The sequence below is a fragment of the Micromonospora sp. CA-269861 genome, assembly GCF_050948505.1.
Taxonomy (GTDB): Bacteria; Actinomycetota; Actinomycetes; order Mycobacteriales; family Micromonosporaceae; genus Micromonospora.
The window spans coordinates 5,746,421-5,760,162 of sequence record NZ_CP192014.1 but is presented as its reverse complement, the minus strand read 5'-3'; the positions used below and the strand labels follow the sequence as shown (position 1 = coordinate 5,760,162).

Genomic DNA, 13,742 nt, shown 5'->3' with positions numbered 1-13,742 from the left:
CCGCGACTGATGGCCGGCCACGCGCCGGACGGCCCGCAGCGGCTGCGCAACTTCGTCGCCGGCGAGTTCGTCGACGGCGGAACGACGTTCGCCAAGGCCAGCCCGGTCACCGGGGAGCAGGTCTTCGCGGTGGACGAGGCGTCCAGGTCCACAGTGAACGACGCGGTGGCCGCCGCCCGGGCGGCACTGCGGGGGCCGTGGGGCCGGATGGGGGAGCGTGAGCGCGCCGAGGTGCTGCGCCGCGTCGCCGACGAGCTGGAGCGTCGCTTCGACGACCTGGTCACCGCCGAGGTCGCCGACACCGGCAAGTCCATCGCCCAGGCCCGCACGCTGGACATCCCGCGCGGCGCGGCGAACTTCCGGGCGTTCGCGGAGATCGTGGCGACCGCACCCACCGAGTCGTTCACGACGGTCACCCCGACCGGCGGCCGGGCGCTCAACTACGCGCTGCGTAAGCCGGTCGGCGTGGTCGCGGTGATCGTGCCGTGGAACCTGCCGCTGCTGCTGCTCACCTGGAAGGTGGCCCCGGCGCTGGCCTGCGGCAACGCCGTCGTGGTCAAGCCCAGCGAGGAGACCCCCGCCTCGGCGACGGTGCTCGCCGAGGTGATGGCCGCCGCCGGCGTACCCGCGGGCGTGTTCAACCTGGTGCACGGCTTCGGACCGGACTCGGCGGGCGAGTTCCTCACCCGCCACCCGGGTGTCGACGCGATCACCTTCACCGGCGAGTCGGCCACCGGCGGCGCGATCATGCGGGCCGCCGCCGACGGGGTGAAGGCGGTCAGCTTCGAGCTCGGCGGCAAGAACGCCGGCCTGGTCTTCGCCGACGCCGACCTGGACGCCGCGGTGGCCGGCTCGGTGCGCTCCAGCTTCACCAACGGTGGGCAGGTGTGCCTCTGCACCGAGCGCATCTACGTGCAGCGCCCGGTCTTCGAGGAGTTCACCGCCCGGCTGGCGAAGCGGGCCGGCGAGCTGGCGTACGGCTGGCCGACCGGCGAGGCCACCGCCACCATGCCGCTGATCTCCCACCAGCACCGCGCGAAGGTGCTCGGCGCGTACGAGCTGGCCCGGTCCGAGGGCGCCGAGGTGCTCACCGGCGGCGGCGCGCCCACGTTCGGCGACGCCCGCGACGGCGGGTCGTACGTGCAGCCGACGGTGCTCACCGGGCTCGCCCCGGACGCCCGTACCAACCGGGAGGAGATCTTCGGCCCGGTGGTGCACGTCGCCCCGTTCGACACCGAGGACGAGGCGTACGCCCTCGCCAACGGCACCGAGTACGGCCTGGCGGCGACAGTGTGGACCCGGGACGTGGGCGTCGCGCACCGGGCCGGCGCCCGGCTCGACGCCGGCATCGTCTGGGTCAACACGTGGTTCCTGCGTGACCTGCGTACCCCGTTCGGCGGGGTGAAGGCGTCCGGGATCGGTCGCGAGGGCGGCGTGCACTCGCTGAACTTCTACTCCGAACTCACGAACGTCTGCGTGGACCTGTCGTGAGCCGTAGCGAGGGAGCGGGCATGGAAGCTGACATCGAGGCCGCCAACCGGGAGTTGGCCGACGCCCGCAGCACCGGCAAGCCGTGCGCGCCGCTCCGGGGCCGACTGCTGCCGGAGGGAGACGTCGAGGCCGCGTACCGGGTGCAGCAGCTCCAGGCGCGGGCCTGGCAGGGCCGCGGCGAACGCCGGGTCGGCGCGAAGATCGGGTTGACCTCCCGGGCGGTGCAGGAGTCCTTCGGGGTGTTCCAGCCGGACTTCGGCATGCTGACCGACGCGATGGCGGTCGGCGACGGCGTCGAGGTGCCCATCGAGCGGCTGCTCCAGCCCCGCGTCGAGGCGGAGATCGCCTTCGTGCTCGACAAGGATCTCTCGAACCCGCAGCTCACCACCGTCGACCTGATCCGCGCTGTCGACCACGTGCTGCCGGCGATCGAGATCGTCGACTCCCGGATCGCCGCCTGGGACATCTCCATCGTGGACACTGTCGCCGACAACGCCTCCAGCGGGCTCTTCGTGCTCGGCACCACGCCGCGCCGGCTCGCCGACCTCGACCTGCGACTGTGCGGAATGGTGCTGGAGCACGCCGGGGAGCCGGTCTCGGTGGGCGCGGGCGCTGCCTGCCTGGGCAACCCGCTGCACGCCCTGCAGTGGCTGGCCGGCACCCTCGCCCGCGCCGGTGACCCGCTGCGCGCCGGGGACGTGGTGCTCTCCGGTGCGCTCGGCCCGATGGTCCCGGTCACCCCGGGGGCCGCGTACGAGGCCCGGATCTCCGGGCTCGGCTCGGTGCGTACGTGCTTCAGCAAGGGAGGCAACCAGTGACCACTGACGTGGCGGTGCTGGGATCAGGAAACATCGGCACGGACCTGATGATCAAGGTGTTGCGGCTGAGTGACAGCCTGCGGATGGTGGCGATGGCCGGCATCGACCCGGCCTCCGACGGCCTGGCACGTGCTCGCCGGCTCGGCGTCGCCACCACCGCCGACGGTGTGGACGGGCTCGTCGCGCTGCCCGAGTTCGCCGACGTCGAGCTGGTGTTCGACGCCACCTCGGCCGGGGCGCACCGACGCCACGACGAGGTGCTGCGCGCCCACGGCCGCACTGTGGTCGACCTGACGCCTGCCGCGCTCGGCCCGTACGTGGTGCCGCCGGTCAACCTCGACGAGCACCTGCACGAGTCGAACGTCAACATGGTGACCTGCGGTGGGCAGGCGACGGTGCCGATCGTCGCCGCGGTCCGCCGGGTCACCCCGGTGGCGTACGGGGAGATCGTCGCGTCGATCGCGTCGAAGTCCGCCGGGCCGGGCACCCGGGCCAACATCGACGAGTTCACCGAGACCACGGCTCGGGCCATCGAGGTGGTGGGCGGTGCCGAGCGGGGCAAGGCGATCATCGTGTTGAACCCGGCGGACCCGCCGCTGCTGATGCGGGACACCGTCTACTGCCTCTGCCCGGACGCCGACGCCGACACGGACGCCATCGCCGCCTCGGTCGCCGAGATGGTGGCGGCCGTGCAGGAGTACGTCCCCGGCTACCGGCTCAAGCAGGACGTGCAGTTCGACCGGGTCGAGGCGTACCTGCCGACGTTCGGGCGGCAGCTCACCGCCCTGCAGGTGTCGGTCTTCCTGGAGGTCTCCGGTGCCGGGCACTACCTGCCCGCGTACGCCGGGAACCTGGACATCATGACCTCGGCCGCGCTGCGTACCGCGGAGCGGCTGGTCGCCCTGCGGGCCAAGGGGGTCCCGGCATGACCGAGCTGTACATCCAGGACGTGACGCTGCGCGACGGCATGCACGCCATCGCCCACCAGTACACAGTCGACCACGTCCGCACCATCGCCGCCGCGTTGGACGCCGCCGGGGTGGCCGCCATCGAGGTGGCGCACGGTGACGGCCTCGCCGGCTCCAGCGTCAACTACGGCCACGGCGCCGCCACGGACGCCGAGTGGATCTCCGCGGCTGCCGAGGTGCTGACCACTGCCAAACTGACCACCCTGCTGCTGCCGGGTATCGGCACGATCGCCGATCTGAAGGCGGCGAAGGCGCTCGGGGTGACAAGCGTCCGGATCGCCACCCACTGCACGGAGGCGGACATCTCCGCCCAGCACATCTCCTGGGCCCGGGAGAACGGCATGGACGTGGCCGGGTTCCTGATGATGTCGCACATGAACGACCCGGCCGGGCTCGCCGGGCAGGCCAAGCTCATGGAGTCGTACGGGGCGCACTGCGTCTACGTCACCGACTCCGGCGGCCGGCTGCTGATGTCGGACGTGGCGCAGCGGGTCGACGCGTACCGGCAGGTCCTCGCCCCGGAGACGCAGATCGGCATCCACGCCCACCACAACCTGTCGCTCGGGGTGGCCAACAGCGTCCTCGCCGTCGAGCACGGCCGGGTCACCGGGTCCGCGCCGGTCGGCCCCGACGCGGCGCACGGCCGGACCGTCCGCGTCGACGCGTCCCTCGCCGGCATGGGCGCGGGCGCCGGAAACGCCCCGCTGGAGGTGTTCGTCGCGGTCGCCGAGTTGCACGGCTGGAAGCACGGCTGCGACGTGTTCGCGCTGATGGACGCCGCCGACGACATCGTCCGCCCGCTACAGGACCGGCCGGTCCAGGTGGACCGGGAAACACTCTCCCTGGGGTACGCGGGGGTCTACTCCAGCTTCCTGCGGCACGCCGAGCGGGCCTCCACGAAGTACGGAGTGGACGTCCGTTCGATCCTGGTCGAGCTGGGCCGCCGCCGGATGGTGGGCGGCCAGGAGGACATGATCGTGGACGTGGCACTCGACCTGGCCGACCAGGAGGAGCATTCATGATCGGCGTGGACATCGTGGGGATCGCCGACAAGCTGGGCGCGGCGGCCGACACGGCCACCGCGATCCCGCAACTCGCCGCCGAGACCGGCCTCGACGTGGACACCGCGTACGCCGTGCAGGCCGCGCTGCTGCAACGTCGGCTGAACGCCGGTGAGCGGTTGGTCGGGTTGAAGATGGGGCTGACCAGCAGGGCGAAGATGGCCCAGGTCGGCGTGGACGAGGTGATCTGGGGGCGGCTCACCAACGCGATGCGGGTGCCCGACGGCGGTGCCGTGGACCCGGCCGCGTACATCCATCCCCGGGTCGAGCCGGAGGTGGCGTTCCTGCTGGACCGGCTGCCGGAACCGGGCGAGCCGGTCGGCGACTTCGCCACGGCGGTCCGCGCTGTCGCCCCGGCCATCGAGTTGATCGATTCCCGGTACGCGGACTTCCGCTTCTCGCTGCCGGACGTGATCGCTGACAACACCTCGGCCGCCGCCTTCGTGATCGGGCAGTGGTCGCCGGTGCCGGCGGGGCTGGACAATCTGGGCGTGCTGCTGGAGGTCGACGGGCGGGTGGCGCAGGTCGGCTCGACGGCGGCGATCCTCGGTGATCCGCGTCGGGCGCTCGACGAGGGCATCCGGCTGGCGGGCCGGCACGGGGTGCGGCTGGAGTCCGGGTGGGTCTTCCTGGCCGGTGCCGCGACCGCCGCTGTGCCGCTGCGTCCCGGTGCCCACGTCCGTGCCGTCGTCGAGAAGCTCGGCACGGCGTCGCTGCGGGCGTCGTCATGACCGCCCGGGTGGTGGCCGGTAAGGCGGTGCCGCGGGGGGCCTTCCCGCACGTCAAGGTCGCCGGTGGGTTCGTCTTCGTCTCCGGTACGTCCTCCCGGCGTGCCGACAACACCTTCGCCGGTGTCGAGGTGGACGGGTTCGGCACCACCAACCTCGACATCCGGGTGCAGACGCGGGCCGTCATCGAGAACGTGCGGGATCTGCTGCGTTCGGTCGGCGCGGACCTCACCGACCTGGTCCAGGTGACGACGTACCTGGTCAACATGAACGACTTCGGTGGTTACAACGAGGTGTGGGCCGAGTTCTTCGACGCCTCCGGCCCGACCCGTACGACGGTGGCGGTGCACCAGCTGCCGCACCCGCACCTGCTCATCGAAATCCAGGCCGTGGCCCTTCTTCCCTCGGGAGGTCAGTCGTGAGTGAGATCGCCGAGCCGTTCAGCTTTCCGGGCTGGATCGCTGACAACCAGCACCTGCTGAAGCCCCCGGTGGGCAACAAGGAGATGTTCCCCGGCGGGGACGACTTCATCGTGATGGTGGTGGGCGGGCCCAACCAGCGCACCGACTTCCACGTGGACCCGTACGAGGAGTTCTTCTACCAGGTCAAGGGCAACATGCACATCAACCTGGTCACCCCGGAGGGGCCGCGTACGGTGCACGTGCGCGAGGGTCAGATGTGGATGTTGCCGCGCAACACCCCGCACTCGCCGCAGCGGCCGGAGGCCGGCTCGATCGGCGTGGTCGTCGAGCGGGTCCGCGAGGAGGGCACGCTGGAGACGTTCCAGTGGTACTGCCCCGGGTGCGGCAGCAAGGTGCACGAGGTGGAGTTGCAGGTCCGCGACATCGCCGCCGATCTGCCCCCGGTGTTCCAGGCGTTCTACGCCGATGAGCAGGCACGCACCTGCGCCAACTGCGGCACCCTGCACCCGGGCAAGGGCTGATGCCCGCAGGCGTGGTCGACGTGCACACGCACGTCGTACCGAAGGGTTGGCCGGACCTCGGCGCGGCCTGCGGCGGGTCCGGCTGGCCGTGGTTGCGGGTCGACTCCGAACGCGCCGCCATGATCATGGTGGGGGAGACGGAGTTCCGCCCGGTGGGCGCCGAGTGCTGGGACGCGTCGCGCCGACTGGCCGACATGGACGCCGACGGCGTGGCCGTGCAGGTGGTCTCGCCCACCCCTGTCTTCTTCAGCTACGACCGCCCGGCCGACCAGGCGGTGAAGGTCGCCCGGATCTTCAACGACCTGACCCTGGAGGTCACCGCGGCCGGAGGTGACCGACTGGTGCCGTTCTGCCAGGTGCCGCTCCAGGACCCGGACGCCGCCTGCGCCGAGTTGGATCGCAGCCTCGCCGCCGGGCACGTGGGCGTGGAGATCGGCAACCACGTCGGCGACCGCGACCTGGACGACGCCGGAGTGGTCACCTTTCTCCAGCACTGCGCCGAGGTGGGAGCACCCGTCTTCGTCCACCCGTGGGACATGCCGGGCGGGCCGCGCCTGGACCGGTGGATGGCTCGTTGGCTCACCGGGATGCCCGCCGAGACGCACCTGTCGGTGCTGGCGCTGATCCTCGGCGGCGTCTTCGACCGGGTGCCCGACACGCTGCGGATCTGCTTCGCGCACGGTGGCGGCAGCTTCCCGTTCTGGCTCGGCCGCGCCGACAACGCCTGGCACCGCCGTGGCGACCTGGTCCGGGGCGCGTCCGCCGGCCCACCCAGCAGCTACCTCGACCGGTTCAGCGTCGACTCGGTGGTCTTCGCGCCGCCAGCCCTGCGCCTGCTTGTCGACACGCTGGGGGAGGACCGGGTGCTGGTCGGCAGCGACTACCCGTACCCGCTGGGCGAACGGCCGGCCGGTGCGGTGGTGCACGCGGCCGACTTCCTCAGCGACGACCAACGCGACAAGCTCCTGTCCACAAACGCGAGGCGTTTCCTGTACGGCTGAGCACACCGCCTCGCCCTCGGCGTGAGGAGATCTTGGACAGTTTCCGTTCGCCGGGGACGGTAACTGTCCAAGATCTGCGGCTGGACAGGCCCGGCGGGCGTCCGGCGTCCGGTTGCCAGCGCGTGTCGGCTGCGCGGAGGGCCGACGGCCGGCAGGATGACGGCATGGCCGAGCCGCACGACCTGACCGCGTTGGAGCAGGCCGCCGCGATGACCTGCGGCGAGCTGTCCAGCGTCGACCTGGTCGAGCACTCGCTGAGCCGGGTGGCGGCGCTCGGCGACACAGTGGGCGCGTTCGTGACCGTCACACCGGACCTCGCCCGACAGGCCGCCCGCGCCGCCGACGCGGTGCCGATCGAGGAGCGCGGCCCGCTGCACGGCGTGCCGACCGCGATCAAGGACCTGACGCTCACCGCCGGGATCCGCACCACCTTCGGCTCGGCCGCCTTCCTCGACTTCGTCCCGCCGGTCGACGCCGACGTGGTCCGGTTCATGAAGGCCGCCGGCCTGGTCAGCCTGGGCAAGACGACCACCTCCGAGCTGGGTTGTTCGCTCTACTCGGAGGGCCGGGTCGCGCCGCCGGCCCGCAACCCGTGGCAGTTGGCGTACACCGCGGGCGGGTCCAGCGGTGGCGCGGCGGCGGCGGTCGCGGCCGGGCTGGTCCCGGTCGCCCAGGGGTCCGACGGCGGTGGATCGCTGCGCATTCCGGCGTCGCTCTGCGGCCTGGTCGGCTACAAGCCCAGTCGGGGCCTCGTCTCCGGCGGGCCGATCGGCTCCGGCGCGTTCGGCCTGCCCACCAGTGGCCCGCTCGGGCGGACGGTCACCGACGTCGCCGCGCTGCTCGACGTGATGGCCGTCCCGGTCGCCGGCGAGCCCTACCTGCCGCCGCCCGCGCCGTCCGGCGGCTACCTGGCCGTCGCGCGCCGGGCCGAGCCCGGCCCGCTGCGGGTCGGCCGGTTCACCACGCCGATGCTGGCCGACGAACCCGTGCACCCGGACTGCGTGGCCGCCGTGGACCGGGCTGCCGCGCTGCTCACGGCGGCCGGCCACGAGGTGGTCGAGGTGCCGCCGCCGCTCGGGCCGGCGGCGTGGCCGCTGTTCGAGATCCTCTGGTACGTGCTGGCGCTCTCCCCGGTGCCGCCGCAGCGGGAGGCGGAGCTGCTGCCGTTGACCCGGCTGCTCCGGTCCCGGGGCGCCGAGCTGTCCGCCGGCACCCTGTCCGCCACCCTCGGGGAGTTGCAGGCGCAGGTCCGCCTCGGCGCCCGCCGTACCGCCGGCTGCGACCTGCTCCTCTGTCCCACCCTGGCCACCCCGCAGGCGCCCGTCGGCTGGTTCACCGCCGACGCCGACCCGGCCGCCGACTTCGACAGGCAACGCCGGTTCTCGCCCTACTGCGCCATCTTCAACGTCACCGGCGATCCTTCAGTCTCCCTGCCGCTGGGCACCACGACCGACGGCCTGCCCGTCGGGGTGCTGCTCACCGGCCGGTACGGCGACGACGCGCGGCTTATCGCTACCGCTGCGCAACTGGAGAACTCCAGTGACGGATGGGATCGGCACCCCGCAATCTGGCGGGCCGCCGACTCCGCTAACGTGAATGGCGACGGAGTCGGGCGGTCGGCAGCGTGATCGTCCATCCGACCCGGTTGTTCAAGGTCGTCCTTCTTCCGCCTGGGGGCGTTGGGATTGTCTGTTACCGAGACGTTGCTGGTCTTCGTCGGCATCCCGTTGGCCGCGGTGCTGGTCATCGCCGGCCTGTCGTACGCCGGTAGCCGTGGGGGTGCCACCGGCGGTGGCGGTGGCGCCAAGCGCTACCGTCCGGGCCGACCCTTCGACTTCACTCCGGTCTGGTTCCTGGGCCGTCCGGAGCAGCTGGCCGACTCGGCCGGCACCGCGCTGACGGCGGGGGCGCAGGCGCCCGCGCTGACCAGCCACAAGCTTGAGCAGGCCAGCGTCGAGGCGCCGGCCGGTGGAACCGGAGGCGCAAGTGACCGTTGGTGAGAAGCAGACCGGGTCGGAAAATCCGCCCGAGGTGCTGGACGGGCCGTTCTCGACCCGCCAGCTGCTGCGCATCGACGAGGCGTTGCGCCTGGCCGACCAGGGCACCGGCCTGGTCTTCTCGGTCTTCGTCGGTGGTCTCGACGAGCCGATCCGCGAGCATGCCCAGCGGCTGCACCGCCAGCTCGCCGAGCCCGACAAGTCGGTGCTGATCGCCGTGTCGCCCAACCAGCGTCAGCTGGAGATCATCACCGGGCGTTACGCGCGCAAGCGCATCCCCGACACGTACGCCAAGCTGGCCGCGCTCTCCATGGTCGGCGCGTTCAGCGGCGGTGACCTGGCCGGCGGCATCATCAACGGCCTCGACCAGCTCGCCAGCCACGCCGGCAAGGGCTGACCGACACACACGACGCGCGTGCACGCAAGATCGTGCCCGATCCAGAAAACAGGGGTCCCAGCTGCGGCTGAGGCCCCTGTTTCCATGTTCGAGCACGATCTTCGCAACCGACGGCCCGGGGCCGGCGCGGGCTAACACCCACGCCGGCCCCGGGCCGGTCAACGCTGCTCAGGCGCTCTGGGCGTCCTTCGCGCGAGCCTTCAACGCCCGCACCACGCCGTCGCGGCCCTCGGCCACCAGCCGACGCAGCGGGGCGGGGTGCCCGTCACCGGCCAGCCACGCGTCGGTGGCCGCCACCGTGTCGTCGTCCACCAGGTAGGTCGGGTACGCCAGCTGGGCGAACTCCTGTGCCGGCTCGCTGTCCCGGGTCGCCCACACCTGCCCGACCGCCGCGAAGTATCGCTCCCGGTACGGGGCGACCAGCTCCACCTGGGCCGGGTGGGCGAAGCCCTGCAACAGCGCCCGGTGCCGCCAGTTGGGCAGCGAGTCCGGGCCGGTGAGCAGTGCCCACACGGCCGCCTTGTTCTCGGCAGTCGGCATCAACGCGTGCGCGTACGCGGCCTCCCGCTCACCGCTGGCCGTGCGGTCGCCGCTCAGCTCCGCCTCGATCTCGGCGGTGCCGGCAGCGCCGTTGGCCACCAGCGCGGCGAGAACCGACCAGCGCAGCTCGGTGTCGACGGTCAGCCCGGCCGGCACGCCGGTGCCGTCCAGCCAACCGCGCAGCGTCGCCAGGTCCTCCTCGGAGCGGACCGCCGAGGTGAACGCACGGGCCCAGGCCAACTGGAACCCGCTGCCGGGCTCGGCGGCGGCGAGCGCGTCCCGGGCGGTACGGGCCAGGTCGGCCCAGCCGGTCGGCGCCCAGGCCGGGTCGGCGTACAGGGTGAGCGCGGTGGTCGCCTGCCGCAGAGTGGCGGTGACCAGGTTGATGTCGGTCTCCGCGGGCAGCCCGCTCAGCGTCAGCGCCACGTAGTCGCGGGCGGACAGCTCGGCGTCGCGGATCATGTCCCAGGCGGCGGTCCAGCAGAGCGCGCGGGCCAGCGACGAGTCGAAGCCACCGATGTGCTGCACCACTGTCGCCATCGAGCGGTCGTCGAGGCGAAGCTTGGTGTAGCTGAGGTCGTCGTCGTTGAGCAGCAGCACGTCGGCCGCCCGGACGCCACGCAGCGGGGCGAGATCGGTGTGCTCGCCGGTGACGTCCACCTCATACCGCTCACGACGGACCAGCCGCCCGTCGGTCAGGTCGTACAGGCCCACGCCGATCCGGTGCGTCCGCAGCGTCGGGTACGTCGCCGGCGCCTCCTGCCGCACCAGCACCTGCTCGTACGTGCCGTCCGCCCCGATGGTCACCTCCGGCCGCAGCGTGTTGACCTGCGCGGTCTCCAACCACTGCGCGGCGAACTTGCGCAACTCCCGACCGGATGCGGCCTCCAGCTCGGTGAGCAGGTCGTCGAAGGTGGCGTTGCCCCAGGCGTGCTTGCCGAAGTAGGCCCGCAGCCCGGCCACGAACGGCTCCTCACCCACGTACGCGACGAGCTGCTTGAGCACGCTCGCGCCCTTGGCGTAGGTGATGCCGTCGAAGTTGACCTCCACGGCCTCCATGTCCGGCATCTCGGTGTACACCGGGTGGGTGGAGGAGAGCTGGTCCTGCCGGTAGCCCCAGTTCTTCCGGATGGACAGGAAGGTCGTCCACGCCTCGGAGAACCGGGTGGCGTTGGTGTTGCACCAGTGGCTGGCCCACTCGGCGAACGACTCGTTCAGCCACAGGTCGTTCCACCAGCGCATGGTGACCAGGTCACCGAACCACATGTGGGCCAGTTCGTGCAGGATCGTGTTGGCCCGCTGCTCGTACTCGAAGTCGGTGACCTGGGAGCGGAACAGGTAGTGCGACTCGGCGTGCGTCACACAGCCGAAGTTCTCCATCGCGCCGGCGTTGAAGTCGGGCACCCAGAGCTGGTCGTACTTCGGCAGCGGGTAGCGCACGCCGAACTTCTCGTGGAAGAAGTCGAAGCCCTGCTTGGTGATCAGGAACAGGTCGTCCGAGTCCAGGTACTGCGCCATCGACGCCCGGCAGAACACACCCAGGTCGATGCCGTCGTGCGCGTCGCGCACCTCGTGGTACGGCCCGGCGCACATCGCCGTGATGTAGGTGCTCATCCGGGGCGACTCGGTGAAGTGCAGCGTCTTGAGCGCCTCACCCGCCGGCTCCTCGCGCTGCACCGGCATGTTGGACACCGCCCGCCAGTGCGCCGGCACCGTGACGTGCCAGGTGTAGACGCTCTTCAGGTCGGGCTGGTCGAAGCAGGCGTAGACCCGCTGCGCGTCGGCCGTCTCGAACTGGCTGTAGAGGTACGTCTCGCCGTCCACCGGGTCGACCGTCCGGTGCAGACCCTGGCCGCTGTTGGAGTAACCGAAGTCGGCCTCGACGACCAGGACGTTGTCACTGTCCAACCTGGACAAGGTCAGGCCCCTCTCGGCCGACCAGTCGGAGAGGTCGACGGGCGCGCCGTTCAGCGTCGCGGACCGCACCGACTCGGCGGCCAACTCGATGAACGTGCTCGCGCCCGGTTCGGAGCAGCGGAACCGCACCTCGGTCGTCGACCTGAACGTGCGGCCGTCGGCCGCCAGCACGGCGGTGGACAGGTCCAGACTGATGTCATACCCCGTCACGTTGAGCAGGCGTGCCCGCTCGGTCGCCTCGACCTGCGTCAGGTTGCGCACTCCCGGCACTGTTCGTCTCCATCCCACATGTCGCCGTACGCCCGGCGGCGCCCGTTCGCCTACCGCTCGTGACGGCCGGCCCGATTCGAGTCTTCCATGTACGGGCAGCCCGCGGTGGCCGAGGTCACGCTCTCATTCGGGTGCCGGTCGATGCGCTGCGGGGTGAAGATTCTCCTGAGACGCCGACCCGTCGGCGTCACCCGTCGCGAAGGGATCTCACCGTGACCGAACGTGTCACCGCCGACATGTGGTTCGACCCGGCCTGCCCGTGGGCGTGGATCACCTCCCGTTGGCTGCTCGAGGTCGAACAGATCCGGGACGTGGACATCCGCTTCCACGTGATGAGCCTGGCCGTGCTCAATGACGGCCGGGACGAGCTGCCCGAGGACTACAAGGAGTTCCTGAAGACCGCGTGGGGCCCGGTGCGGGTCTGCATCGCCGCCGAGCAGCGCCACGGCAATGAGGTGCTGCGTCCGCTGTACACCGCGCTCGGCACCCGGATCCACCTGCAGAAGCAGGAGCGGGGTCCGGAGCTGTACGTGGCCGCGCTCACCGAGGCCGGCCTCGACCCGGCGCTGGCCGCGGCCGCCGACAGCACCGACTACGACGAGGCGCTGCGGGCCAGCCACGAGGCGGGCATGCGTCCGGTCGGTCAGGACGTGGGCACTCCGGTCGTGCACGCGCCCGGCCCGGACGGCGCTCCTGTCGCGTTCTTCGGCCCGGTGATCACTCCGGCTCCGAAGGGGGAGGCCGCCGGCCGACTCTGGGACGGCGTGCTGCTGGTCGCCGGCACCCCGGGCTTCTACGAGCTCAAGCGCACCCGCGAGCAGAGCCCGATCTTCGACTGAGCGACGCCCGCCGCGCCCCGTCCGTGCCTCGTCAGCGGCGCGGACGGGGCGCGTTCCGGGTCGGACGCCGAGGTCGGCGGACGGTCGTGGCGTCACCGGGAGGCGGGCGGCGTCGTTTCCCTCGGTGTCCGCCGCAGCGACCCGCAGGGCCGCGCGCCGCAGCTCGTGGAGGCAATCCCGATGGCCAAGCACCGTGCGTCCGGTGACGATCAGTTGACCCGGCAGGGGGTGATCGAGACTCCCGGCGCGGACTACTGGTCCGTTGACGACTCCCGCTGGCCGACGGTCCGCCCGGACCTACCCGCCCACCTGGTGGATCTGCTCGCGCCGCCCATCGTGGTGGGCGTGGCGCGGGTCCCGGTGACCTCCCGACTCACCCCACCCACGTCGGTCGACCCGCTACCGTCGCCCGTCGACGCGGTGCCGACAGATGTGCCGGCGCTGGTGCCGTCGGGGGCGGCGCCGGCCGAACCGGCGCCCCCGCCGCCGGCGCCGGCTCCTCCGCGCCCGGTGCCGACGCCGCCGCTGAACCCGCGGCCCGTTCCGGCGCCTCCCCCGACCGTCCGGTGCCGGGGCCCCCGCGTCGCCCCGCCGCACCCTGAACACCGGGCCGATCGGCGGCGGTCGACGCGGCAACGGTGGGCCGGTGAGCGCGGGTAGGCACCGCCGGGGCACCTCCGACCGCGCCGGCTGACCACCAGGGCACTTTCATCTGGTGGACGCCGCGCGGGTCCCCGTCGGCGGCGACACCGTCGCCGGTAGCGTCAGTGGG

General features: G+C 72.0%; 14 protein-coding genes. 13 read left to right on the top strand and 1 reads right to left on the bottom strand.

What is annotated here, in order from left to right; genetic code table 11:
* The first annotated feature begins 9 nt into the window (after positions 1–9).
* From ACQP0U_RS26335 to ACQP0U_RS26285, 11 genes are all read left to right on the top strand, one after another.
* Positions 10–1,491, top strand: coding sequence for a 2-hydroxymuconic semialdehyde dehydrogenase (locus tag ACQP0U_RS26335; RefSeq protein WP_433321149.1), 1,482 nt, complete (start codon positions 10–12; stop codon positions 1,489–1,491).
* A 20-nt stretch (positions 1,492–1,511) separates the two neighbouring features.
* Entirely contained in the window at positions 1,512–2,309 is a 798-nt protein-coding gene (locus ACQP0U_RS26330; protein ID WP_433312064.1) for a 2-keto-4-pentenoate hydratase, read from the top strand.
* On the top strand, positions 2,306–3,238 hold the full coding sequence (locus ACQP0U_RS26325) for an acetaldehyde dehydrogenase (acetylating) (RefSeq protein ID WP_433312062.1): 933 nt from the start codon (positions 2,306–2,308) through the stop codon (positions 3,236–3,238). Before ACQP0U_RS26330 ends, ACQP0U_RS26325 begins: the two co-directional genes overlap by 4 nt.
* Complete coding sequence (dmpG, locus tag ACQP0U_RS26320) at positions 3,235–4,299, top strand: 4-hydroxy-2-oxovalerate aldolase (protein ID WP_433312059.1); 1,065 nt, start codon at positions 3,235–3,237, stop codon at positions 4,297–4,299. The genes ACQP0U_RS26325 and dmpG overlap by 4 nt, the downstream gene beginning before the upstream one ends.
* Positions 4,296–5,069, top strand: a complete 774-nt coding sequence (locus ACQP0U_RS26315) for a 2-keto-4-pentenoate hydratase (protein ID WP_433312056.1) — start codon at positions 4,296–4,298, stop codon at positions 5,067–5,069. Before dmpG ends, ACQP0U_RS26315 begins: the two co-directional genes overlap by 4 nt.
* A complete protein-coding gene (locus ACQP0U_RS26310) occupies positions 5,066–5,488 on the top strand; it encodes a RidA family protein (protein WP_430497308.1) in 423 nt (140 codons plus the stop codon). Before ACQP0U_RS26315 ends, ACQP0U_RS26310 begins: the two co-directional genes overlap by 4 nt.
* Positions 5,485–6,009, top strand: a complete 525-nt coding sequence (locus ACQP0U_RS26305) for a 3-hydroxyanthranilate 3,4-dioxygenase (RefSeq protein WP_433312052.1) — start codon at positions 5,485–5,487, stop codon at positions 6,007–6,009. Before ACQP0U_RS26310 ends, ACQP0U_RS26305 begins: the two co-directional genes overlap by 4 nt.
* On the top strand, positions 6,009–7,010 hold the full coding sequence (locus tag ACQP0U_RS26300; protein ID WP_433312049.1) for an amidohydrolase family protein: 1,002 nt from the start codon (positions 6,009–6,011) through the stop codon (positions 7,008–7,010). The genes ACQP0U_RS26305 and ACQP0U_RS26300 overlap by 1 nt, the downstream gene beginning before the upstream one ends.
* 164 nt (positions 7,011–7,174) lie before the next feature.
* Entirely contained in the window at positions 7,175–8,638 is a 1,464-nt protein-coding gene (locus ACQP0U_RS26295; protein WP_433312046.1) for an amidase, read from the top strand.
* Positions 8,639–8,689: 51 nt separating this feature from the next.
* Positions 8,690–9,010 carry an aa3-type cytochrome oxidase subunit CtaJ gene (gene ctaJ / locus ACQP0U_RS26290; RefSeq protein ID WP_433312043.1) on the top strand — a complete coding sequence of 107 codons (321 nt, stop codon included), beginning with the start codon at positions 8,690–8,692 and terminating at the stop codon, positions 9,008–9,010.
* Complete coding sequence (locus ACQP0U_RS26285) at positions 8,997–9,404, top strand: DUF5130 family protein (protein ID WP_354945602.1); 408 nt, start codon at positions 8,997–8,999, stop codon at positions 9,402–9,404. The genes ctaJ and ACQP0U_RS26285 overlap by 14 nt, the downstream gene beginning before the upstream one ends.
* A 168-nt stretch (positions 9,405–9,572) precedes the next feature.
* On the opposite strand, the gene pepN is transcribed toward ACQP0U_RS26285, so the two are convergent.
* A complete protein-coding gene (pepN, locus tag ACQP0U_RS26280; protein ID WP_433312039.1) occupies positions 9,573–12,122 on the bottom strand; it encodes an aminopeptidase N in 2,550 nt (849 codons plus the stop codon).
* Between the two features lie 221 nt (positions 12,123–12,343).
* Between pepN and ACQP0U_RS26275 the strand changes: the two genes are divergently transcribed.
* Together ACQP0U_RS26275 and ACQP0U_RS26270 are read left to right on the top strand one after the other, a co-directional pair.
* Positions 12,344–12,970 carry a mycothiol-dependent nitroreductase Rv2466c family protein gene (locus ACQP0U_RS26275; protein WP_433312036.1) on the top strand — a complete coding sequence of 209 codons (627 nt, stop codon included), beginning with the start codon at positions 12,344–12,346 and terminating at the stop codon, positions 12,968–12,970.
* A 180-nt stretch (positions 12,971–13,150) separates the two neighbouring features.
* Positions 13,151–13,630: a hypothetical protein gene (locus tag ACQP0U_RS26270; protein ID WP_433312033.1), complete on the top strand. Its 480-nt coding sequence runs from the start codon at positions 13,151–13,153 to the stop codon at positions 13,628–13,630.
* Positions 13,631–13,742: the final 112 nt, after the last annotated feature.

Coding starts and splice junctions, on each gene's coding strand:
- ACQP0U_RS26315 (WP_433312056.1), top strand. CDS start 4,296: ATGATCGGCGTGGACATCGTGGGGATCGCCGACAAGCTGGGCGCGGCG.
- ACQP0U_RS26295 (WP_433312046.1), top strand. CDS start 7,175: ATGGCCGAGCCGCACGACCTGACCGCGTTGGAGCAGGCCGCCGCGATG.
- ACQP0U_RS26270 (WP_433312033.1), top strand. CDS start 13,151: ATGGCCAAGCACCGTGCGTCCGGTGACGATCAGTTGACCCGGCAGGGG.
- dmpG (WP_433312059.1), top strand. CDS start 3,235: ATGACCGAGCTGTACATCCAGGACGTGACGCTGCGCGACGGCATGCAC.
- ACQP0U_RS26330 (WP_433312064.1), top strand. CDS start 1,512: ATGGAAGCTGACATCGAGGCCGCCAACCGGGAGTTGGCCGACGCCCGC.
- ACQP0U_RS26335 (WP_433321149.1), top strand. CDS start 10: ATGGCCGGCCACGCGCCGGACGGCCCGCAGCGGCTGCGCAACTTCGTC.
- ACQP0U_RS26300 (WP_433312049.1), top strand. CDS start 6,009: ATGCCCGCAGGCGTGGTCGACGTGCACACGCACGTCGTACCGAAGGGT.
- ACQP0U_RS26310 (WP_430497308.1), top strand. CDS start 5,066: ATGACCGCCCGGGTGGTGGCCGGTAAGGCGGTGCCGCGGGGGGCCTTC.